At 55.1% G+C, this 22966-nt stretch carries 21 protein-coding genes; 9 read left to right on the top strand and 12 right to left on the bottom strand.

Features of this window, described 5'->3' with window-relative positions; genetic code table 11:
• Positions 1 to 244 precede the first annotated feature (244 nt).
• A complete protein-coding gene (gene rpiA, locus P346_RS10020; RefSeq protein WP_032660078.1) occupies positions 245 to 904 on the bottom strand; it encodes a ribose-5-phosphate isomerase RpiA in 660 nt (219 codons plus the stop codon).
• 127 nt (positions 905 to 1031) lie between these two features.
• On the opposite strand from rpiA, the gene argP reads away from it, so the two are divergent.
• Complete coding sequence (argP, locus tag P346_RS10025; protein WP_008499727.1) at positions 1032 to 1925, top strand: DNA-binding transcriptional regulator ArgP; 894 nt, start codon at positions 1032 to 1034, stop codon at positions 1923 to 1925.
• A 43-nt stretch (positions 1926 to 1968) separates the two neighbouring features.
• Here the strand turns inward: argP and P346_RS10030 are convergent, their stop codons facing one another.
• From P346_RS10030 to tkt, 7 genes are all read right to left on the bottom strand, one after another.
• The gene (locus tag P346_RS10030) at positions 1969 to 2700 is read right to left on the bottom strand and encodes an oxidative stress defense protein (RefSeq protein ID WP_008499728.1); all 732 of its coding nucleotides are present in this window, start codon (positions 2698 to 2700) and stop codon (positions 1969 to 1971) included.
• Between the two features lie 91 nt (positions 2701 to 2791).
• Complete coding sequence (gene argO, locus P346_RS10035) at positions 2792 to 3427, bottom strand: arginine exporter ArgO (protein ID WP_029739215.1); 636 nt, start codon at positions 3425 to 3427, stop codon at positions 2792 to 2794.
• A 145-nt stretch (positions 3428 to 3572) separates the two neighbouring features.
• Positions 3573 to 4427, bottom strand: a complete 855-nt coding sequence (gene mscS / locus P346_RS10040) for a small-conductance mechanosensitive channel MscS (protein WP_024906566.1) — start codon at positions 4425 to 4427, stop codon at positions 3573 to 3575.
• Between the two features lie 186 nt (positions 4428 to 4613).
• On the bottom strand, positions 4614 to 5693 hold the full coding sequence (gene fbaA / locus P346_RS10045) for a class II fructose-bisphosphate aldolase (protein ID WP_032660076.1): 1080 nt from the start codon (positions 5691 to 5693) through the stop codon (positions 4614 to 4616).
• Positions 5694 to 5785: 92 nt separating this feature from the next.
• Positions 5786 to 6949: a phosphoglycerate kinase gene (gene pgk, locus P346_RS10050; RefSeq protein WP_032660073.1), complete on the bottom strand. Its 1164-nt coding sequence runs from the start codon at positions 6947 to 6949 to the stop codon at positions 5786 to 5788.
• A gap of 49 nt (positions 6950 to 6998) precedes the next feature.
• Positions 6999 to 8018 (bottom strand): erythrose-4-phosphate dehydrogenase, encoded by a 1020-nt coding sequence (epd, locus tag P346_RS10055; RefSeq protein WP_032660071.1) that lies wholly within the window; start codon positions 8016 to 8018, stop codon positions 6999 to 7001.
• Positions 8019 to 8346: 328 nt separating this feature from the next.
• Positions 8347 to 10338 carry a transketolase gene (tkt, locus tag P346_RS10060; RefSeq protein ID WP_032660068.1) on the bottom strand — a complete coding sequence of 664 codons (1992 nt, stop codon included), beginning with the start codon at positions 10336 to 10338 and terminating at the stop codon, positions 8347 to 8349.
• 272 nt (positions 10339 to 10610) lie between these two features.
• Between tkt and P346_RS10065 the strand changes: the two genes are divergently transcribed.
• Together P346_RS10065 and P346_RS10070 are read left to right on the top strand one after the other, a co-directional pair.
• Positions 10611 to 11369, top strand: a complete 759-nt coding sequence (locus P346_RS10065) for a M48 family metallopeptidase (RefSeq protein WP_021242066.1) — start codon at positions 10611 to 10613, stop codon at positions 11367 to 11369.
• A 209-nt stretch (positions 11370 to 11578) separates the two neighbouring features.
• A complete protein-coding gene (locus P346_RS10070) occupies positions 11579 to 12847 on the top strand; it encodes an OprD family outer membrane porin (RefSeq protein WP_032660067.1) in 1269 nt (422 codons plus the stop codon).
• Positions 12848 to 12898: 51 nt separating this feature from the next.
• Here P346_RS10070 and speB read toward each other — a convergent pair whose 3' ends face one another.
• The 4 genes from speB to P346_RS23740 form a co-directional block, all read right to left on the bottom strand.
• On the bottom strand, positions 12899 to 13819 hold the full coding sequence (gene speB / locus P346_RS10075; RefSeq protein ID WP_032660064.1) for an agmatinase: 921 nt from the start codon (positions 13817 to 13819) through the stop codon (positions 12899 to 12901).
• Between the two features lie 230 nt (positions 13820 to 14049).
• Positions 14050 to 16026 carry a biosynthetic arginine decarboxylase gene (gene speA, locus P346_RS10080; RefSeq protein WP_023309121.1) on the bottom strand — a complete coding sequence of 659 codons (1977 nt, stop codon included), beginning with the start codon at positions 16024 to 16026 and terminating at the stop codon, positions 14050 to 14052.
• Positions 16027 to 16034: 8 nt separating this feature from the next.
• Entirely contained in the window at positions 16035 to 16166 is a 132-nt protein-coding gene (gene yqgB / locus P346_RS22550; protein ID WP_127341063.1) for an acid stress response protein YqgB, read from the bottom strand.
• A gap of 94 nt (positions 16167 to 16260) precedes the next feature.
• On the bottom strand, positions 16261 to 16404 hold the full coding sequence (locus P346_RS23740; RefSeq protein ID WP_419095317.1) for a hypothetical protein: 144 nt from the start codon (positions 16402 to 16404) through the stop codon (positions 16261 to 16263).
• A 425-nt stretch (positions 16405 to 16829) separates the two neighbouring features.
• Between P346_RS23740 and metK the strand changes: the two genes are divergently transcribed.
• From metK to gshB, 6 genes are all read left to right on the top strand, one after another.
• The gene (gene metK / locus P346_RS10085) at positions 16830 to 17984 is read left to right on the top strand and encodes a methionine adenosyltransferase (protein WP_010435443.1); all 1155 of its coding nucleotides are present in this window, start codon (positions 16830 to 16832) and stop codon (positions 17982 to 17984) included.
• A gap of 434 nt (positions 17985 to 18418) precedes the next feature.
• Positions 18419 to 19816 (top strand): galactose/proton symporter, encoded by a 1398-nt coding sequence (gene galP / locus P346_RS10090; protein ID WP_023309123.1) that lies wholly within the window; start codon positions 18419 to 18421, stop codon positions 19814 to 19816.
• Positions 19817 to 19874: 58 nt separating this feature from the next.
• Positions 19875 to 20372, top strand: a complete 498-nt coding sequence (locus tag P346_RS10095) for a SprT family zinc-dependent metalloprotease (protein ID WP_029739221.1) — start codon at positions 19875 to 19877, stop codon at positions 20370 to 20372.
• A 94-nt stretch (positions 20373 to 20466) separates the two neighbouring features.
• The gene (endA, locus tag P346_RS10100) at positions 20467 to 21174 is read left to right on the top strand and encodes a deoxyribonuclease I (protein WP_023333343.1); all 708 of its coding nucleotides are present in this window, start codon (positions 20467 to 20469) and stop codon (positions 21172 to 21174) included.
• 51 nt (positions 21175 to 21225) lie between these two features.
• The gene (rsmE, locus tag P346_RS10105) at positions 21226 to 21957 is read left to right on the top strand and encodes a 16S rRNA (uracil(1498)-N(3))-methyltransferase (RefSeq protein WP_010435451.1); all 732 of its coding nucleotides are present in this window, start codon (positions 21226 to 21228) and stop codon (positions 21955 to 21957) included.
• A gap of 19 nt (positions 21958 to 21976) precedes the next feature.
• Positions 21977 to 22924 carry a glutathione synthase gene (gene gshB, locus P346_RS10110; RefSeq protein WP_032660059.1) on the top strand — a complete coding sequence of 316 codons (948 nt, stop codon included), beginning with the start codon at positions 21977 to 21979 and terminating at the stop codon, positions 22922 to 22924.
• Positions 22925 to 22966: the final 42 nt, after the last annotated feature.

Below are 22966 nucleotides of genomic sequence, written 5' to 3'. Positions count from 1 at the left end.
GAACTGATGTTGTGCTGGATATGAATCCGCTGTAGCCAACATATCAAAAAAAACTATTGCAGCAATATGAACGTTTGCGTCGGCACTCTGAAGAAAAGTCATCCAGGGCAAAATATCAGAGGAAAATGCTATGGAAATTTACAAACGCGGCAGGATCGGCAAAAGAGGCTGAAAAACGTGACACAAGTCACCGAATTTAGCTTTTCAAAAATTTTTTAGCGGGGGGAGGACTCCCCCCGTCAGATCATTTTATAATGGTTTTCACGCCGTCAGCGGTGCCGATCAGCGCCACATCCGCGCCACGGTTGGCGAATAGCCCTACGGTCACTACGCCTGGGATAGCGTTGATGGCATTTTCCAGCGCAATCGCGTCGAGAATTTCCAGACCGTGAACGTCGAGGATCACGTTACCGTTGTCGGTGACTACGCCCTGACGATATTCCGGACGACCGCCCAGCTTCACCAGCTGACGAGCAACCGCGCTACGCGCCATCGGGATCACTTCGACCGGCAGCGGGAAATTACCCAGAATGTCGACCTGCTTGGAGGCATCCGCGATGCAGATAAACTTGTCCGCAACGGAGGCGATGATCTTCTCGCGAGTCAGCGCAGCGCCGCCGCCTTTGATCATCTGCATGTGGCCGTTGATTTCATCCGCGCCATCAACGTAAATCCCCAGACGATCCACTTCGTTGAGATCGAAAACGGTAATGCCGAGGCTTTTCAGCTTTTCCGTGGAAGCATCAGAGCTGGAAACCGCGCCCTCGATTTGCCCCTTCATCGTGCCCAGCGCATCGATAAAGTGTGCCGCGGTTGATCCCGTACCGACACCGACAATGGTACCCGGCTGCACGTACTGGAGAGCGGCCCATCCTACTGCTTTTTTCAGTTCATCCTGCGTCATGATCGTTTTGCCTGTGGTGTGAAAACTCAGGGCGCATTATAGAACACGTCGAATGGAATTCGTCTGCCACGAAGGGAAAATTGTGTCATAGTGCAGAATAAGCAAAATTAAGGAGCCAGCCAGAGCAATGAAACGTCCGGACTACAGAACACTACAGGCACTTGATGCTGTTATTCGTGAACGAGGTTTTGAGCGCGCGGCGCAAAAGCTTTGCATCACCCAGTCCGCCGTATCACAGCGTATCAAACAGCTTGAAAACATGTTCGGCCAGCCGCTGCTGGTGCGTACCGTGCCGCCACGTCCAACCGAGCAAGGTCAAAAGCTTCTCGCCCTGCTGCGCCAGGTTGAACTGCTGGAAGACGAGTGGCTGGGTGACGAACAAACGGGCTCTACGCCGCTGCTGCTCTCTCTGGCGGTCAACGCCGACAGTCTGGCAACCTGGCTGCTGCCGGCCCTTGCGCCGGTATTAGCGGACTCCCCTATTCGCCTGAATCTCCAGGTGGAAGATGAAACCCGTACCCAGGAACGCCTGCGTCGCGGTGAAGTGGTTGGGGCGGTCAGTATCCAGCCTCAGGCGCTGCCAAGCTGTCTTGTCGATCAGTTGGGCGCCCTGGACTACCTGTTTGTGGGTTCAAAAGCCTTTGCCGAGCGCTACTTCCCGAACGGCGTCACCCGCGCCGCGCTGCTGAAAGCCCCCGCCGTAGCGTTCGACCATCTGGACGATATGCACCAGGCGTTCCTGCAGCAAAACTTCGATCTGCCGCCGGGCAGCGTGCCGTGCCATATCGTTAACTCGTCAGAAGCCTTTGTGCAGCTTGCGCGTCAGGGCACCACCTGCTGCATGATCCCGCATCTGCAGATTGAGAAAGAGTTGAAAAGCGGTGAGCTGATTGACCTGACGCCGGGGCTGTATCAGCGCCGGATGCTCTACTGGCACCGTTTTGCGCCGGAAAGCCGCATGATGCGCAACGTCACCGACGCGCTGCTGGCGTACGGGCACAAGGTACTGAGACAGGATTAAAAAAACAAGCCGGGTGGCGGCTTCGCCTTACCCGGCCTACAGATTACTGAGCCGGTTTCGGTTGTGCTGCAACAGGCTCCAGCTGGAAGACCACATCCACCTGATCGTCAAACTGAATGGTTGGCTGCTCATAGGTTTCCTGAGCGGACACCGGGGCGGCATCAGCCTTCATCATCCGTACCATCGGGCTTGGCTGGTAGTTAGAGACGTGGTAACGCACGCTGTAAACCGGGCCGAGCTTGCTCTTAAAGCCAGAAGCCAGCTGTTCCGCCTGGTGAATGGCATCATCAATCGCCGCTTTACGCGCTTCGTCTTTGTATTTCTCCGGTTGCGCAACGCCCAGCGACACGGAACGAATTTCGTTCAGACCCGCCTTCAGCGCGCCATCCAGCAGCGAGTTAAGCTTATCCAGCTGACGCACAGTCACTTCAACGGTACGCACGGCGCGGTAGCCTTTCAGGATGCTTTTACCATTCTGGTAGTCGTAATCAGGTTGAGTACGCAGATTCGCGGAGTTGATATCCTTTTTACCTACACCGTTCTGCTCGAGGAAAGAGAGGTATTGCGCAACACGATCGTCAGCCTGCTTCTTGGCAGTTGCCGCATCTTTCGCAGCGACATTGACTTCAATTGCCAGCGTTGCAACATCGGGTACCGCGTCCACGCTTGCGGTGCCTGAAGTGACGATGTGCGGGCCATCCGGCAGTTCACTTGCCTGCACCGACACCGCACCAAAACTTACTAATGCCGCCAGGGCCATCACCTTAAACTTCACTGTTATTCCTCCATGTTGCGAAGAGTGCCCATTAACAGGGCGCATGCCAGCAAGCTTAGCGGGTCTTGTTCAGTTGTCCATAAGACAAGGATTAGTTGAACAATTCCTGAACGTGGTGAATCCCCTCTTTTGCCAGCTGAAAGGCAATAAACCACATCACCAGCCCCACCAGCGTATTAATGATGCGCTGGGCTTTGGCAGTACGCAGACGAGGTGCCAGCCATGCGGCAAGAATGGCGAGACCGAAGAACCAGAGAAAAGAGGCGCTGACCGTGCCAAGCGCAAACCAGCGTTTCGGCTCAACGTCCAGCTGTCCGCCCAGGCTGCCCAGCACCACGAAGGTGTCCAGATAAACATGGGGATTAAGCCAGGTGACCGCCAGCATGGTGACGATAATCTTCCAGCGGCCCTGCTTCATGACTTCCGCGCTCGCCAGTTCGAGGTTGGTGCTCATCGCGGTTTTCAGGGCACCAAAACCATACCAGAGCAGAAACGCCACGCCGCCCCAGGTGACCAGCGCCAGCAGCCACGGTGACTGCATGAGCAATGCGCTGCCGCCAAAAATTCCGGCACAGATCAGCAGTAAATCGCTAACCGCGCACAGCAGGGCAATCATCAGATGATACTGGCGGCGAATGCCCTGGTTCATCACGAATGCATTTTGCGGGCCGAGGGGAAGGATCATGGCCGCACCTAAGGCAAGCCCTTGAAAGTAATAAGATAACATGACGAAATTCTCACAGTGTTGTTCTGGAAGGTGACTATACTGCGCGAATTACATTAGAGGAAATTGATAATATTAATTGGGGATTAGCAGCTCTTATAAAAATAAAGCCCGGTGGCGCTAGCGCTGACCGGGCCTGCGGGAGAAGTTATTCGGCTTCTTTGACTTTTTTGACGTTTACGTCCATCTGAGGGTACGGGAAGCTGATGCCGTTGGCATCGAAGTCGCGCTTAATGCGCTCGAGCACGTCCCAGTACACGTTTTGCAGATCGCTGCTCTTGCTCCAGATACGCACCACGAAGTTAATCGAGGACGCGCCCAGTTCGTTCAGGCGAACCGTCTGCTCTTTGTCTTTCAAAATGCGATCGTCTGAAGCAATGATGTTGCTGATCAGCGACTTCACCTGATCGATGTCGGAGTCGTACGCCACGCTGATAATCAGTTCGTTACGACGCACCGGTTCACGGGAGAAGTTAATGATGTTGCCCGCAATGATTTTCCCGTTCGGCACGACCACGATGCGGCCATCGACGGTACGCATGGTCGTTGAGAAAATCTGCACCTGCAGCACGGTCCCGGCAATGCCGCCAAGGTCAACGTATTCGCCGGAGCGGAACGGACGGAAGGTGACCAGCAGAACGCCAGCCGCCAGGTTTGACAGCGAGCCCTGCAGCGCCAGACCAATAGCCAGACCGGCGGCACCGAGAACGGCAATGACGGAGGCGGTCTGCACGCCCACACGGCCCAGCGCCGCAATCAGCGTAAAGGCGATAATGCCGTAGCGCACCAGCGCAGAGAGGAAGTCAGCCACCGTGGCGTCAATGTGACGGGCCAGCATTACGCGGTTAACCGCGTTCGATACGATACGCGCCACGATCATCCCGACGATGATGATGGCAATCGCCGCGACGATGTTCACGGCATAGCTCAGCAGCAGCGCCTGGTTGCGCACCAGCCAGTTACCGGCGTTATTGATGCTGTCTACAACATCGAGTTGTTCCATTTATTCTTCCTTTTGTTAAACCAAAACACAAAATCCATCCCCCATGGAGACAGGCAGGTCCGTAAAGGGTAAACAAAAAGCGCAAGTATTGCCAAACAGATCACAAAAACCGGCCAGACAGGGTATTGAAAAAGCATAAAAAAAGGCCCGCATTTGCGGGCCTTCTGATGCTGTTAGCAGTTCAAATTACAGAACGTCTACCGCGTTCAGTTCTTTGAATGCCTGCTCCAGACGAGTAATCATAGAAGTCTGGGCAGCGCGCAGCCATACGCGTGGATCGTAGTATTTCTTGTTCGGCTGGTCTTCGCCTTTCGGGTTGCCCAGCTGACCCTGCAGGTAAGCTTCGTTGGTTTTGTAGTACTGCAGGATACCGTCCCATGTTGCCCACTGGGTGTCGGTATCGATGTTCATTTTCACTACGCCGTAGCTTACGGAGTCTTTGATTTCCTGAGCAGAAGAACCGGAACCGCCGTGGAAAACGAAGTTCAGGCTGTTGTGCGGCAGGTTGTGTTTCTTGGAAACGTATTCCTGAGAATCACGCAGGATAGTCGGGGTCAGAACCACGTTACCTGGTTTGTAAACGCCGTGTACGTTACCGAAGGACGCCGCAATGGTGAAGCGTGGGCTGATTTTGCTCAGCTCGGTGTAAGCGTAATCAACGTCTTCTGGCTGGGTGTACAGTGCAGAAGCGTCCATGTGGCTGTTGTCCACGCCGTCTTCTTCACCACCGGTGCAACCCAGTTCGATTTCCAGAGTCATGTCCATTTTGGCCATGCGCGCCAGGTATTTGGAGCAGATTTCGATGTTTTCGTGCAGTGACTCTTCAGACAGGTCGATCATGTGAGAAGAGAACAGTGGCTTACCGGTGGCTGCGAAGTGTTTTTCACCCGCGTCCAGCAGACCGTCGATCCACGGCAGCAGTTTCTTCGCGCAGTGGTCAGTGTGCAGGATAACTGGAACACCGTAGTGTTCAGCCATCTGGTGTACGTGGTGCGCACCAGAGATAGCGCCCAGGATTGCAGCACCCTGAGGAATGTCAGTTTTCACGCCTTTACCTGCGATGAACGCAGCGCCGCCGTTAGAGAACTGAACGATAACTGGCGCTTTAACCTTAGCAGCAGTTTCCAGTACGGCGTTGATGGAGTCGGTACCCACGCAGTTAACTGCTGGCAGAGCGAAGTTGTTTTCTTTAGCTACCTGGAACACTTTCTGTACGTCATCACCAGTGATAACGCCAGGTTTTACGAAATCAAAAATTTTAGACATGTTGCTTAGTCCTGTATCTTCGGCCGTTAGAAAAGGTGCGAGCTCTTAAAAGCGCGCTGAAAATTGGGCAGGTTTCCCTGCCCTTGAATGGCTTACTTCTTAGCGCGCTCTTCGAGCATTGCTACTGCTGGCAGTACTTTGCCTTCCACGAATTCGAGGAATGCGCCGCCACCAGTGGAGATGTAGGAGATCTTGTCAGCGATACCGAACAGGTCGATTGCTGCCAGGGTGTCACCACCGCCTGCGATAGAGAACGCTTCGCTGTCTGCGATAGCGTTAGCAACGATTTCAGTACCTTTGCGGAAGTTCGGGAATTCGAACACGCCAACAGGACCGTTCCACAGGATAGTTTTTGCGTTTTTGAGGATTTCAGCCAGTTTCTGTGCAGAAACGTCGCCCAGGTCCAGAATCTGCTCTTCATCTTTGATGTCGTTTACAGATTTCAGAGTCGCGGTTGCGGTTTCGGAGAACTCGGTCGCTACGCGAACGTCAGTTGGCACCGGGATATCGCAGGTGGTCAGCAGGCGTTTAGCTTCGTCAACCAGGTCTGCTTCGTACAGGGATTTACCCACGTTGTGGCCCTGAGCGGCAACGAAGGTGTTCGCGATACCACCGCCAACGATCAGCTGGTCAGCGATTTTAGACAGGGAATCCAGAACGGTCAGTTTGGTAGAAACTTTAGAACCACCAACGATAGCCACCATTGGACGAGCAGGTTCTTTCAGTGCTTTACCCAGCGCTTCCAGTTCGTCAGCCAGCAGAGGACCGGCGCAAGCAACATCTGCGAATTTACCGATACCGTGGGTTGACGCCTGTGCACGGTGAGCCGTACCGAAGGCATCCATCACGAATACGTCGCACAGCGCAGCGTATTTTTTGGACAGGGTTTCGTCGTCTTTCTTTTCGCCTTTGTTGAAGCGAACGTTTTCCAGAACAACCAGTTCACCGGCAGCAACTTCAACGCCGTCCAGGTAATCTTTCACCAGGCGAACCGGGCTGGACAGTTTGTCTTTCAGGTAATTAACCACTGGCAGCAGAGAGAACTCTTCGTTGTACTCGCCTTCAGTTGGACGACCCAGGTGGGAGGTGACCATCACTTTCGCGCCCTGCTTCAGAGCCAGTTCGATGGTTGGCAGAGATGCACGGATACGCGCGTCGCTGGTCACTTTGCCATCTTTAACCGGTACGTTCAGATCGGCACGGATGAAAACGCGTTTACCAGCCAGATCCAGATCGGTCATCTTAATTACAGACATGGTGAATCCTCTCGTTGATTCTTAAAGTTTTGCAGACGCACAATGCGTCTTACCTGAAACCTTGAGCGGCCATTGCTAACGTGGTGTCGAGCATTCGGTTAGCAAAGCCCCATTCGTTATCACACCAGACCAGCGTCTTGATAAGGTGTGCGCCACTGACTCTCGTTTGCGTGCCATCGACGATGGCGCTGTGCGGGTCGTGGTTAAAATCTACTGAGACCAACGGTAATTCCGTATAGTCAACTATACCATGAAATGCTCCCTGTGCCGCTTTTTGCAGCAACAGGTTGACTTCACAGGCTTTTACCGGTTTTTTCACCGTCACACTGAGGTCGATCGCGGTCACATTTATCGTTGGGACACGCACGGCAATCGCTTCAAACCGGTCGTTAAACTGCGGAAAAATTCGGGTGATCCCTGCCGCCAGTTTTGTATCCACCGGAATGATTGACTGGCTCGCCGCGCGAGTGCGTCGTAAATCCGGATGGTAGGCGTCGATAACCTGCTGATCGTGCATGGCGGAGTGAATCGTGGTCACGGTGCCGGATTCAATGCCATACGCATCGTCTAACAGTTTGATGACCGGAATAATGCAGTTGGTGGTACAGGAGGCGTTGGAAACAATGCGGTGTTCGGCCTGCAGCTCATGCTGGTTGACGCCAAACACGACGGTCGCGTCGAGGTCGTTACTGCCGGGATGAGAAAACAGGACTTTTTTCGCGCCGGCAGCAAGATGCGCTTCGCCATGTTCGCGGTTGCCGTAGACACCGGTACAGTCAAGCACCACATCCACACCCAGTTCACGCCAGGGTAGCCCGGAGATACTGTTCTCATGCAGCACACGAATAGCGTCATCACCCACAAAAAGCCGATCTCTTTCCTGGCGAACATCCCAGGCAAAGCGCCCATGGCTTGTGTCATATTTCAACAAATGCGCCATGCCCGTAGCATCCGCCAGTTCATTGATTGCCACCACGGTTATTTCCGCCCGACGTCCGGATTCATACAAAGCACGAACCACATTACGTCCGATGCGACCGAAGCCATTAATCGCTACGCGTACGGTCATAGATCTCCTGCAAAGCAATCCCTGAGTTTGAGGTGGCTGAAAGAGTAATCCAGCTACGCCCGAAGGGGAATCCTTGCTGTCACAAACTGCGATTGATTGGTCAATTGTCGAACATTTAATCGACTGAAACGCTTCAGCAAGAATAAGCGAATCGGGGAATAAAAGGAATGTCTGTCCAGATGAATAAGCGAGCTATATGACTTGCGTCACATTTTAGGTGGAATAATGCCTACAAAAAAGCCGGGTGGCGCGCTGGCGCTTACCCGGCCTACTTTCGTGCCATTTGTAGGCCCGGTAAGCGCTAACGCGCCACCGGGCAAAACAGCAATTACAGCAGTTCTTTCGCTTTCGCGACAACGTTCTCAACGGTGAAGCCGAACTCTTCGAACAGCAGCTCTGCCGGAGCAGACTCACCGAAGGTGGTCATACCGACGATAGCGCCGTTCAGGCCCACGTATTTGAACCAGTAGTCAGCGATGCCCGCTTCCACTGCCACGCGAGCGGAAACCGCTTTAGGCAGGACGGATTCACGGTAAGCGGCATCCTGTTTGTCGAACGCATCGGTAGACGGCATGGAGACCACGCGCGCTTTCACGCCTTCGGCAGTCAGTTTTTCCCACGCTGCAACCGCCAGTTCAACTTCAGAACCGGTGGCGATGAAGATCAGCTCTGGCTGGCCCGCGCAATCTTTCAGCACGTAACCACCGCGAGCGATGTTCGCCAGCTGCTCAGGCGTACGCTCCTGCTGTGCCAGGTTCTGACGGGAGAGGATCAGCGCGGTTGGACCGTCCTGACGCTCAACGCCGTATTTCCACGCAACCGCGGATTCAACCTGGTCACATGGACGCCATGTGCTCATGTTCGGGGTCACGCGCAGGGAAGCCACCTGCTCTACCGGCTGGTGAGTTGGACCATCTTCGCCCAGACCGATGGAGTCGTGGGTGTAGACCATCACCTGACGCTGTTTCATCAGCGCGGCCATACGCACTGCGTTACGTGCATACTCAACGAACATCAGGAAGGTAGAGGTGTACGGCAGGAAACCACCGTGCAGGGAGATACCGTTGGCAATCGCAGTCATACCGAATTCACGTACACCGTAATGGATGTAGTTACCGGCAGTATCTTCGTTGATTGGCTTAGAACCAGACCACAGGGTCAGGTTAGATGGCGCCAGGTCAGCGGAGCCGCCCAGGAATTCAGGAAGCCATGGGCCGAACGCTTCAATCGCATTCTGAGACGCTTTACGGCTCGCGATTTTAGACGGGTTCGCCTGCAGCTTAGCGATGAATTCGTTCGCTTTCGCGTCGAAGTCAGACGGCATGTCGCCTTTCATACGACGGGTGAATTCAGCCGCTTCCTGCGGGAACGCTTTCGCATAGGCAGCGAACTTCTCGTTCCAGGCCGCTTCTTTCGCCTGACCTACTTCTTTTGCATCCCACTGAGCGTAGATCTCAGATGGGATTTCGAATGCAGGGTGTTTCCAGCCCAGCGCTTCACGCGTCAGTGCGATTTCCGCATCGCCCAGCGGCGCGCCGTGGGAGTCGTGAGAACCCGCTTTGTTCGGGGAGCCGAAGCCGATGATGGTTTTGCACATCAGCAGGGACGGTTTGTCCGTCACAGCGCGCGCTTCTTCCACTGCACGTTTAATCGAGTCAGCATCGTGACCATCAACGCCGCGCACTACGTGCCAGCCGTAGGCTTCGAAACGTGCTGCGGTGTCGTCGGTGAACCAGCCTTCAACGTGACCGTCGATGGAGATACCGTTGTCGTCATAGAACGCAACCAGTTTGCCCAGCTTCAGGGTACCTGCCAGGGAGCACACTTCGTGAGAAATGCCTTCCATCATGCAGCCGTCGCCCATGAACGCGTAGGTGAAGTGGTCTACGATGTCGTGACCAGGACGGTTGAACTGCGCCGCCAGCGTCTTCTCAGCAATCGCCATACCCACAGCGTTAGCAATACCCTGACCCAGCGGGCCGGTGGTGGTTTCTACGCCAGCGGTGTAACCCACTTCCGGGTGACCTGGAGTTTTAGAGTGCAGCTGACGGAAGTTTTTCAGCTCTTCAATTGGCAGCTCGTAGCCGGTGAGGTGCAGCAGGCTATAGATCAGCATAGAACCGTGGCCGTTGGACAGCACGAAGCGGTCGCGGTCAGCCCATGACGGGTTCTGCGGGTTGTGGTTCAGGAAATCACGCCACAGAACTTCGGCGATATCAGCCATACCCATAGGAGCCCCTGGGTGGCCGGATTTGGCTTTCTGTACTGCGTCCATGCTCAGCGCACGAATAGCATTAGCAAGCTCTTTACGTGAGGACATTTTAACTCCAGATCGGACTGTTAAAGGCCATGCCCTTGACGACAGCGCGTTTTGGGCTACGCCGGAAAAAAGTGCCAACAATGTAACCCAAGCCGCAAGTCATGTACATGGAGCATTCTTTTGCTTGTTAAGAAATCTCTGGATCATGCTCGCATGTTGCGCAATCTGCTCGCCCGGCCCTGCAGATATTCCTTATACTTAGCCCGACACCGGCTTCGCTGACGGTGCCCTTTTCGGATTTTATTCAGTTTAACGAGTACGGAAGCAACTTCATGAAAATGCGTGCAATAGTGCTGGCCCTGGGTACAACGCTCCTGCTGAGCGGCTGTCAGAATATGGACTCTAACGGTCTGATGACGTCAGGCGCAGAGGCCTTTCAGGCCTATTCCCTGAGCGATGCGCAGGTGAAAGCGCTGAGCGACCAGGCCTGTAAAGATATGGACGGAAAAGCCACGCTTGCGCCGGCTAACAGTACCTACACGCAGCGTCTGAATAAGATTGCTTCCGCGCTGGGCGACAACATCAACGGCCAGCCGGTGAACTACAAGGTGTACATGGCGAAAGACGTGAACGCCTTCGCGATGGCGAACGGCTGTATCCGCGTCTATAGCGGGCTGATGGACATGATGACCGACAACGAAGTGGAAGCGGTCATCGGCCACGAAATGGGCCACGTTGCCCTGGGCCACGTGAAGAAAGGGATGCAGGTTGCCCTTGGCACCAATGCCATCCGCGCAGCGGCGGCGTCAGCGGGCGGTATCGTTGGCAGCCTGTCGCAGTCACAGCTTGGCGACGTGGGTGAAAAGCTGGTTAACTCTCAGTTCTCACAGCGTCAGGAGTCCGAGGCGGATGACTACTCCTACGATCTGTTGCGCAAACGCGGCATTAACCCATCAGGTTTAGCCACCAGCTTCGAAAAGCTGGCCAAGCTTGAAGCGGGACGCCAAAGCTCCATGTTTGACGATCACCCTGCCTCAGAAGAGCGCGCACAGCATATTCGCGACCGCATGGCCGCAGACGGAATTAAATAATTTTAGAAGGAGGCAGTTTCGCCTCCTTTTTATTTCGCATGAATTGTTAACTTAACAGCACGTATCGATAACACCTCTAAAAGCCCCGCCAAATCTGCCCTATCGTATTGAAATGTCTGGTCACATAATTATTGCAAAGGTCACTTTTTCCGGTAATTATCACCCCGCAGTTATTCAAATTAATATATCCAGACAGAGACGTTCCCTCCGTGAAAAAAGAATTATCATTAATTGCTTTAAGTTTATTTACCGCATTACCTGCCGCTGCAAGCCAGCAATACGACAGCCAGGGTTTTATTGACGACAGCCATCTGGATCTGTTTTTGCGCAATGCGTATATCAGCCGCGACTACCATCAGGGCCAGCAGGACAAAGCCGAATGGGGTCAGGGGATCATCGCCACGTTTGCATCCGGCTATACCGAAGGGCTGGTGGGCTTTGGTGTGGACGGTATTGCTCAATACGGCGTGCGCCTGGACGGCGGCCGTGGCAAAAGCGGCGCAGGCGGCATCGACTTCTTTAAACAGGAAGATGATGGCCGGGCAAAATCCGATCTGGCAAAATTTGGCGCCACCGCCAAAATGCGTATATCAAACACCGTGCTGAGCTACGGAAATCAGCGTCCTGAGCTGCCTATCATCAATGCCGACAGCTCCCGCCTGCTGTTTGAAAGCTATACCGGCACCATGCTGACCTCGAAAGAGATCGACGGTCTGGAAGTCAACGCTGGTTACTTCACCGACGAGCAGCGTAAAAGCGATGACCGCCACGACAGCGGGCTGAAGAGCCTCTCCTTCGGCGGTGCGAGCTATCAGTTTAACGACCAGTTCAGCGGCGCGCTGTACGCCTCTCATAATGAAGAGGTAATGAACAAGCAGTACCTGGGCATGAACTTCAAACAGCCGTTTAGCACCGGGCAGCAGCTGGTGCTCGACTTCAACGGCTATAACTCCCGTCTGGACCAGAGTTACGCGGACAGCCTCGACACGGGCCGCAGCAACACCATCTGGAGCCTGGCGGCGAGCTACATCTGGGACATTCACACGTTCAAAGTGGCGTACCAGCAGAGCAGCGGCAGCACCGGCTACAACTACGGCGGCTATCGCGACAAGGGCGGCGTGGGCGACGGCGGTAACACCATCTGGCTGGCGAACTCCTACTGGTCTGATTTTAACGGCGAAGATGAACGTTCCTGGCAGGCATCCTACGGGTTGGACTTTGGCGGCCTTGGCTTACCGGGCCTGAGCTGGACCACCGCCTACGTGCGTGGGGATAACATCAAAACCTCTGAAACCAGCAACGGCAAAGAGCACGAGTGGTTTAACCAGATTCAGTACCAGGTGCAGGATGGCCCGGCGAAGGATCTGAAGCTGAAACTGCGCTACTCCGTCCTGCGCGTCTCCAGCAACGCCAGCGAGTACAACGCGGGCGGGGACGAGATCCGCGCTTACGTGGAATACCCGTTTAACGTGTTCTAAAGGCAATAAAAAACCTCTCAATAGAGAGGTTTTTTTCACGCCAGGCGAGGCTTATTCGCCTTTTTTGGCTGCCTGAATGTAGAGCATTTCCAGCGCCAGAGTCGCTGCGGCCAGCGCGGTAATCTCGGACTGATCGTACGCAGGCGCCACTTCCACCACGTCCATCCCGACGATGTTCAGATCCTTCAGACCGCGCACCAGCTTGATGGCACGATCTGAGGTCAAACCGCCGATGACCGGCGTACCGGTGCCCGGTGCAAATGCCGGATCCAGGCAGTCGATGTCGAAGGTCAGATACACGGGCATATCACCCACGATCTGCTTCACCTGAGTAATGATGTCGTCGACGCCGCGATCGTTAACCTGGCCCGCATCCAGCACGGTGAAACCGTTGTCTTTGTCGAACTCGGTGCGAATACCGATCTGCACGGAGTGGTTCGGGTCGATCAAACCTTCGTTCGGCGCGGTGAAGAACATGGTGCCGTGATCAAACTCGCAGCCGTTCGCGTAGGTGTCGGTATGTGCATCGAAGTGCACCAGCGCCATTTTACCGAAGTGCTTGGCATGGGCGCGCAGCAGAGGCAGGGTCACGAAGTGGTCGCCGCCGAAGGAGAGCATGCGCTTGCCGGCAGCCAGCAGCTTCTCGGCGTGCGCCTGCAGCTTTTCGCTCATCTCACGCGCGTCGCCGAAGGCGTACACCAGGTCACCGCAGTCCACCACGTTCAGGCGCTCGCGCATGTCGAAGTTCCACGGGAAGCGGTTATGCTCCCAGGCCAGGTTAGTGGAAACCTGACGAATCGCTGCCGGGCCGTGACGACCACCCGCGCGGCCAGATGTTGCCATATCGAACGGCACGCCGGTGATCACCCAGTCGGCGTCACTGTCGTACGGCTGGAAGTTCATCGGAAGGCGTAAAAAACCAAACGCGTTAGATACCAGAGAGTTATCGTACTGATGACCTAAAGTGCTCATGTCCTGACCTCTTTTAAAGTCGATACATTAAAAACAGATGAAAAAAAATCCCCTCCGCGTCGTTAAACCCGACGAGGAAGGGATTGATTCGTAAATCGCTTATTGGGGCGAATTATCGCCGGTAATGCATACGGGTTCAAGTGAGTATAGCATTCTGCCGGATGACGGCTTCGCCTTATCCGGCCTACATTCGTAGGCCCGGTAAGCGCAGCGCCACCGGGCATCAGCGGCTACTCGTCTTCCAGGTAGGTGTACCCGTACAGACCCGCTTCAAACTCTTCCAGGAACTGCTGCTGGAGCGCATCGTCCAGCCCGGTATTTTTCACCTGATCGCGGAACTGGGTGAGCAGTTTTTTCGGATCCAGCTGAACGTATTCCAGCATGTCCGCCACGGTGTCCCCTTCATCGGACAGCTCGATTTCCACGTTGCCGTCAGGGAACACGAACACGTCCACCGCTTCGGTATCACCGAACAGGTTGTGCATGTTGCCGAGGATCTCCTGATACGCACCGACCATAAAGAAGCCCAGCATCGGTGGGTTCTCCGGGTCATATTCCGGCATTGGCATCGTCGTTGCGATACCGTCGCCGTCAACGTAGTGGTCGATGGCGCCGTCGGAATCACAGGTGATGTCCAGCAGCACCGCACGGCGTTCCGGCGCGTGGTTCAGCCCTTCCAGCGGCAGAACCGGGAACAGCTGGTCGATACCCCAGGCATCCGGCATCGACTGGAACAGCGAGAAGTTGACGTAAATCTTATCCGCCATACGCTCCTGCAGCTCGTCGATAATCGGACGGTGCGCGCGGTTGCTCGGGTCGAGCTGTTTCTGCACTTCATGGCACATGTTCAGGTAAAGCTGCTCCGCCCACGCGCGCTCCTGCAGGCTGAAGGTGCCTGAAGAATAACCCACGTGAATGTCATGCAGGTCCATCTGGCTGTCGTGCAGCCATTCGCGCAGGGAACGACGCGTGCCCGGCTCGTGCATCTCCTGCCAGGTTTCCCACATGCTTTGCAGGGAACGCGGGGCATCGTCTGCCGGAGGCGTTGCCTCGGAGATTTCGCTACGCTCAACGCCGATGATGTTAGAGACCAGCACCGTATGGTGCGCGGTAACCGCGCGACCGGATTCGGTGATGACCGTCGGGTGCGGCAGGCCGTTCTCTTCACAGGCATCGCCGATTGCCCAGATGATGTTGTTCGCGTATTCGTTCAGGCCGTAGTTCACCGAGCAGTCAGACTGCGAGCGGGTCCCTTCGTAGTCCACGCCGAGGCCGCCGCCCACGTCGAAGCACTGAATATTCACGCCGAGCTTGTGCAGCTCCACGTAGAACCGCGCGGATTCACGCACGCCGGTGGCGATGTCGCGAATGTTGGCCATCTGCGAGCCGAGGTGGAAGTGCAGCAGCTGAATGCTGTCCAGACGACCGCGCTCGCGCAGAATTTCCACCAGCTGCAGCACCTGGTTTGCCGCCAGGCCGAACTTGGATTTTTCACCGCCGGAGGACTGCCATTTACCGGAACCTTGTGACGCCAGACGCGCTCGCACGCCAAGGCGTGGCACCACGTTCAGACGCTCAGCCTCTTCCAGCACGATGGCGATTTCGGTCATCTTTTCGATAACCAGATAGACCTTGTGGCCCATCTTCTCGCCAATCAGCGCCAGACGAATGTATTCACGGTCTTTATAGCCGTTACAGACGATCACCGAACGGGTCATGCCCGCATGCGCCAGAACCGCCATCAGCTCCGCTTTGGAGCCTGCTTCCAGGCCCAGCGGCTCGCCGGAGTGGATCAGGGATTCAATCACGCGGCGGTGCTGGTTCACCTTGATCGGGTAAACCAGGAAATAGTCGCCTTTATAGCCGTAGGACTCACGCGCGCGCTTGAACGCGGCGTTAATAGAACGCAGACGATGTTGCAGGATCTGCGGGAAGCAGAACAGTGCAGGCAAACGCTGGCCCTGAGCTTCACGGGCTTTCACCAGTTTAGCAAGGTCCACGCGCGCTTCAGGGACGTCCGGATCCGGGCAGACGCTGATGTGGCCCAGTTCGTTAACGTCGTAGTAGTTATTGCCCCACCAGGCAATATTGTAAGTGCGCAGCATCTTGCTGGCTTCCTCGGAGCTCATCGCAACCTCCTGCATAGAACGTAGTACACCCTGTTCGCCCGCTGACGAAGGCGAAAAAGAAGACATGTCGTCAGACATAGCGAACCTCAACTCTTTGTAATAAGTGTAAAACAGTTGACTACTATCGCAGCGTTATACGGCGATAACAACCCATAAACGGCTCCGTTTCCCAGCAGAGTATGCTGAAAACCAGACCGTGCGACCGGTTTCTTATTCATATCATTGTAAAACACGTATCCGAACTCTGTATGACAAGGTTCGGCGAAACCACGAGAAAACTCTTGTATTAACAAGAGCGCCCTTGTTCAGTTTTCACAAAGCGTGACCGGCCCTGGAATCCTGAGAAGCGCCGAGATGGGTATAACATCGGCAGGTTTGCAGACTAGAAATGCGGGTTGCGGGAATCAAATACGCGCCAGAACGGCTGCGCTGAATGTGCGGAAAACGATGGTTCATTATCTCGTATCACCTCCACGGCCGCCTCTGCTGAAACGGACCACAAGCCAAAGCTAAAAGTTCACTGCTTAACCCGGCTGGAAGTGGCGACACGATGAGTTCATCGAGCGCTTATTTTATATGAGCCGCGCGCCGCGTTTTATACCGAGAACAGGGGTAAAAAGCAAAAGATAAATGTGCGTGTTGCCGGGGCCGTCAGGAATTATTGCCAGCCGTAATTTCAACTGAGTGAGAGGTTAGTCAAAAAAAACTGGAAATCGGGCGAAGAAGTGACCTAAAATAGCCATCCAGATGTTAATCCATCTATACTGATTAACACTCATACTGCCAGTGTCAAAAACCTGCAGGCCTTGGTAGAATTATCTCCTTTGGCTATTCCGCACAGCAGCTTGAGCTAACCAAATTCCTCTTAGGTGAAATAAAACATGGCAAAACACCTGTTTACGTCCGAGTCCGTATCAGAAGGACATCCTGATAAAATTGCTGACCAAATCTCCGATGCGGTGCTGGATGCGATCCTGGCGCAGGATCCTAAAGCGCGCGTAGCGTGCGAAACCTATGTCAAAACCGGCATGGTTCTGGTTGGCGGTGAGATCACCACCAGCGCATGGGTTGATATCGAAGAGATCACCCGTAACACGGTGCGTGAGATCGGCTATGTGCATTCTGATATGGGCTTTGATGCCAACTCCTGCGCGGTACTGAGCGCGATTGGCAAACAGTCTCCAGACATCAACCAGGGCGTTGACCGTGCCGATCCGCTGGAACAGGGCGCGGGCGATCAGGGCCTGATGTTCGGCTATGCAACCAACGAAACCGACGTGCTGATGCCAGCGCCGGTCACCTACGCACACCGTCTGGTGCAGCGTCAGGCTGAAGTGCGTAAAAACGGCACCCTGCCGTGGCTGCGTCCGGATGCGAAAAGCCAGGTCACCTTCCAGTACGACGACGGCAAAATCGTCGGTATTGACGCGGTGGTTCTGTCTACCCAGCACTCCGAAGATATCGATCAGAAATCCCTGCAGGAAGCAGTGATGGAAGAGATCATCAAGCCGGTTCTGCCGACCGAATGGCTGAGCTCTGCGACCAAATTCTTCATCAACCCAACCGGACGCTTCGTTATCGGCGGCCCAATGGGTGACTGCGGCCTGACCGGTCGTAAAATCATCGTTGATACCTACGGCGGCATGGCGCGTCACGGTGGCGGTGCGTTTTCCGGTAAAGATCCGTCTAAAGTTGACCGTTCTGCGGCGTACGCTGCACGTTATGTGGCGAAAAACATCGTTGCTGCCGGCCTGGCTGACCGCTGTGAGATCCAGGTTTCTTACGCTATCGGCGTGGCTGAGCCAACCTCCATCATGGTTGAAACCTTTGGTACTGAAAAAGTGCCTTCAGAACAGCTGACGCTGCTGGTGCGCGAGTTCTTCGACCTGCGTCCATACGGCCTGATTCAGATGCTGGATCTGCTGCACCCAATCTACAAGGAAACCGCTGCATACGGTCACTTTGGTCGTGAACATTTCCCATGGGAAAAAACCGACAAAGCCGCCCTGCTGCGTGAAGCTGCCGGTCTGAAGTAATCGACTGACAGGTGCTTTATAAAAGGCCAGCCTTCGGGCTGGCCTTTTGCATTTATGCGCTCATCTTTGCCCGGCGGCGCTTCGCTTGCACGGGCCTACGGGTTTTGCGGTGTTTGTAGGCCGGATAAGGCACAGCCACCACCCGGCAATGTTTGAAACCGATTACACCATGCCGAATATATCCCGCTTTCAGAATAATCTCTTTGCCTGATCGCCTTTCTTCTGCTGTTACATTTCATTTCAGTTAAGTCCGAAATTCTAACAAACGCGATGCGCATCACCTCGTTTACCTCTATATTTTCAAAGCTTTAATTATTTTTACGGTTTCGCGTTAGTGTAACCGATTACACCTATGTGATTAATCTCACATATTTTTACGGGTCACTCACCTACCCTTTACATCAATAAAACTGATAACCCAACTGGAGGGCATAATGCCTGACAATAAAAAACAGGGGCGTACGTCCAACAAGGCGATGACATTCTTCGTCTGTTTCCTCGCCGCCCTGGCAGGATTACTTTTTGGCCTGGATATCGGCGTGATTGCCGGTGCATTACCTTTCATCACTGACGAGTTCCAGATCAGCGCTCACACTCAGGAGTGGGTGGTCAGCTCCATGATGTTTGGCGCGGCCGTCGGGGCCGTCGGCAGCGGCTGGCTCTCCTTCAAGCTCGGGCGTAAAAAGAGCCTGATGATCGGCGCGATCCTGTTCGTTGCCGGTTCACTCTTCTCTGCCGCAGCGCCTAACGTAGAGGTTCTGCTGGTTTCCCGCGTGCTGCTCGGCCTGGCCGTGGGCGTGGCGTCCTACACCGCCCCGCTTTACCTGTCTGAAATCGCGCCGGAGAAAATCCGCGGCAGTATGATTTCGATGTACCAGCTCATGATCACCATCGGTATTTTGGGCGCGTATCTTTCCGATACCGCGTTTAGCTACAGCGGCGCATGGCGCTGGATGCTCGGCGTGATCATCATCCCGGCCATTCTGCTGCTGATTGGCGTCTTCTTCCTGCCGGACAGCCCGCGCTGGTTTGCCGCGAAACGTCGATTCCACGATGCCGAACGCGTACTGATGCGCCTGCGCGACACCAGCGCCGAAGCGAAAAACGAGCTGGAAGAGATCCGCGAAAGCCTGAAGGTCAAACAGTCCGGCTGGGCGCTGTTTAAAGAGAACAGCAACTTCCGCCGCGCGGTGTTCCTCGGCGTGCTGCTTCAGGTGATGCAGCAGTTCACCGGGATGAACGTCATCATGTATTACGCGCCAAAAATCTTTGAGCTGGCGGGCTATACCAACACCACCGAGCAGATGTGGGGGACCGTTATCGTGGGTCTGACCAACGTGCTGGCGACCTTTATCGCCATCGGTCTGGTGGACCGCTGGGGACGTAAGCCAACCCTGACGCTGGGCTTCCTGGTGATGGCGGCCGGTATGGGTGTCCTCGGTACCATGATGCATGTGGGCATTCACTCACCAACTGCCCAGTACTTTGCGGTAGGTATGCTGCTGATGTTTATCGTCGGGTTTGCGATGAGCGCCGGCCCGCTGATTTGGGTGCTGTGCTCTGAGATCCAGCCGCTGAAAGGGCGTGATTTTGGTATCACCTGCTCTACCGCAACCAACTGGATTGCCAACATGATCGTCGGCGCAACGTTCCTGACCATGCTCAATACCCTGGGCAACGCGAACACCTTCTGGGTCTACGCCGGTCTGAATATCTTCTTTATTGTGCTGACTATCTGGCTGGTTCCTGAAACCAAACACGTTTCTCTGGAACATATTGAACGTAACCTGATGAAAGGTCGTCCGCTGCGCGAAATCGGCGCCCACGACTGATCCTCATGCGGGAGGCGCCTCTTGCGCCTCCCCGCTTCGCGCTTTATGCTCTGCCCCTATGAAAGCACCCCGTCTCCCCATCGCCCTTCAGCAAGCCGTTATGCGCAGCCTGCGGGAAAAACTCGCCCAGGCGAACCTGAAGCTCGGTCGCAATTACCCTGAACCTAAGATCGTTTATCAGCAGCGCGGCACCGCGGCGGGTACCGCCTGGCTCGAGCCTTATGAGATCCGCCTTAACCCGGTGCTGATGATGGAAAACCAGCAGGCGTTTATCGAGGAAGTGGTGCCGCACGAGCTGGCGCATCTGCTGGTGTGGAAACACTTCGGACGCGTAGCGCCCCACGGGAAAGAGTGGAAGTGGATGATGGAAGCGGTGCTCGGCGTTCCGGCACGCCGTACCCATCAGTTCGAGCTGGAATCGGTGCGCCGCAATACCTTCCCCTACCGCTGCCAGTGTCAGCAGCATCAGCTTACCGTCCGCCGCCATAATCGCGTGGTACGCGGCGAGGCGACTTACCGCTGCGTCAAATGCGGCGAGCCGCTGGTTGCGGAATAATCATCTGAACTTTCAGGAACTTTCCTGATCTGACTGATTGCATACGGGAACAACATTCGTTACGTTGCGGGCTCGTTTTGACACGGAGTGTAAGATGTCCCGTAATTTTTCTCTCGCGGTCGCCTTTCTGACGACGGCGCTCTCAGGCCATGCGCTGGCCGACGGTATCAACAGTTTTTCCCAGGCGAAGGCAGCAGGCGTGAAGGTGAACGCCGATGTGCCGGGCGATTTCTACTGCGGCTGTAAAATAAACTGGCAGGGTAAAAAAGGGGTCGTTGACCTTGAGTCCTGCGGCTATAAGGTGCGTAAAAACGAAAACCGCGCCAGCCGTATTGAATGGGAGCATGTCGTTCCGGCCTGGCAGTTTGGCCACCAGCGCCAGTGCTGGCAGGACGGCGGACGTAAAAACTGCGCCAAAGATCCGGTTTATCGTCAGATGGAAAGCGATATGCATAACCTGCAGCCTGCCGTAGGTGAAGTGAACGGCGACCGCGGTAATTTCATGTACAGCCAGTGGAACGGTGGCGAAGGTCAGTACGGCCAGTGCGGTATGAAGGTTGATTTTAAAGAGAAAGTCGCCGAGCCCCCTGCCCGCGCGCGCGGCAGTATCGCCCGCACCTACTTCTATATGCGTGACCGTTACGACCTCAACCTCTCCCGCCAGCAGACGCAGCTATTCAACGCCTGGGACAAGCAGTACCCGGTGACGGAGTGGGAATGCCAGCGCGACGAACGTATCGCCAGAGTCCAGGGGAATCACAACCCTTACGTCCAGCGGGCTTGCCAGGCGCAAAAGAGCTAACCTACACTACGGCAATTAGCTTATATCGCATGACACATGGAATTTCTGACTATGCGCATTCCCCGCATTTACCATCCTGAACTGATTACCGCAGGCCGCGAAATCGCCCTGTCTGATGACGCCGCCAACCACGTTGGCCGCGTGCTGCGCATGGGCGCAGGTCAGGCAATACAGCTGTTCGACGGCTCGAACCAGGTTTTCGACGCGGAAATCACGCGGTCGGATAAAAAAAGCGTACACGTTAACGTCCTGCGTGGCGAAGTGGATGACCGGGAATCACCGCTGCACATCCATCTGGGCCAGGTGATGTCGCGCGGTGAGAAAATGGAGTTCACCATTCAGAAATCCATTGAACTGGGTGTAAGCCTCATTACGCCACTTTTTTCTGAGCGCTGCGGCGTTAAACTGGATGCGGAACGTCTGAACAAAAAGATCCAGCAGTGGCAGAAAATTGCCATTGCGGCTTGCGAACAGAGTGGCCGCAACCGTATTCCGGAGATCCGCCCGGCGATGGATCTGGAGGACTGGTGTGCAGAAGAGGACAGCGGGCTGAAGCTCAATCTTCATCCGCGCGCCAGCGCCAGCATCAATACGCTGCCCCTGCCCGTTGAGCGCGTACGCCTGCTGATTGGCCCCGAAGGCGGCCTGTCGGCGGACGAAATTGCGATGACGGCACGTTACCAGTTTACTGATATTCTGTTGGGACCTCGCGTTCTGCGCACTGAGACAACGGCACTCACGGCCATTACCGCGCTACAGGTACGGTTTGGCGATCTGGGTTGAAGCATTAACGGAGAAGAACATGATCAAGCTCGGCATCGTGATGGACCCCATCGCAAACATTAACATCAAGAAAGATTCCAGCTTCGCCATGCTGCTGGAAGCGCAGCGTCGCGGCTATGAACTCCACTATATGGAGATGAACGATCTTTACCTGATCAACGGTGAAGCCCGCGCGCGCACCCGCATCGTTAACGTCGAGCAAAACTACGACAAATGGTACGAGTTCGGCACCGAGCAGGACATTGCCCTGGCCGATCTCAGCGTCATACTGATGCGTAAAGATCCACCGTTCGACACCGAATACATCTACAGTACCTACATTCTTGAGCGTGCAGAAGAGAAAGGCACGCTGATCGTCAACAAGCCGCAGAGCCTGCGCGACTGCAACGAGAAGCTCTACACCGCCTGGTTCTCTGACCTGACGCCGGAAACCCTGGTGACCCGCAGCAAAGCGCAGCTGAAGGAATTCTGGCAGAAGCACGGCGATATCATCATGAAGCCGCTGGACGGCATGGGCGGCGCGTCGATTTTCCGCGTGAAAGAGAGCGATCCGAACATTGGCGTGATTGCCGAAACGCTGACCGAGCTGGGCACGCGTTACTGCATGGCGCAGAACTATATTCCGGCGATCAAAGACGGCGACAAACGCGTTCTGGTGGTGGATGGCGAACCGGTTCCTTACTGCCTGGCGCGTATCCCGCAGGGTGGCGAAACTCGTGGGAACCTGGCCGCCGGTGGCCGCGGTGAGCCGCGCCCGCTGACCGAAAGCGACTGGGAAATTGCCCGCCGCGTTGGCCCAACGCTGAAAGCGAAAGGCCTGATCTTCGTTGGCCTGGATATCATCGGCGATCGTCTGACCGAAGTGAACGTCACCAGCCCGACCTGCATTCGTGAAATTGAAGCGGAATTCCCGATTTCGATCACCGGAATGCTGATGGACGCTATCGAAAAACGTTTACAGAAATAACCTAACAATACTATTAGTGACAGCGCCTGTGTTTGTCCCCAT

This window comes from Enterobacter sp. DC1, assembly GCF_000568075.1.
GTDB classification, from domain to species: domain Bacteria; phylum Pseudomonadota; class Gammaproteobacteria; order Enterobacterales; family Enterobacteriaceae; genus Enterobacter; species Enterobacter asburiae.
Note: the sequence above shows the minus strand (reverse complement) of the source record. Positions and strands in the feature narration are given on the sequence as shown.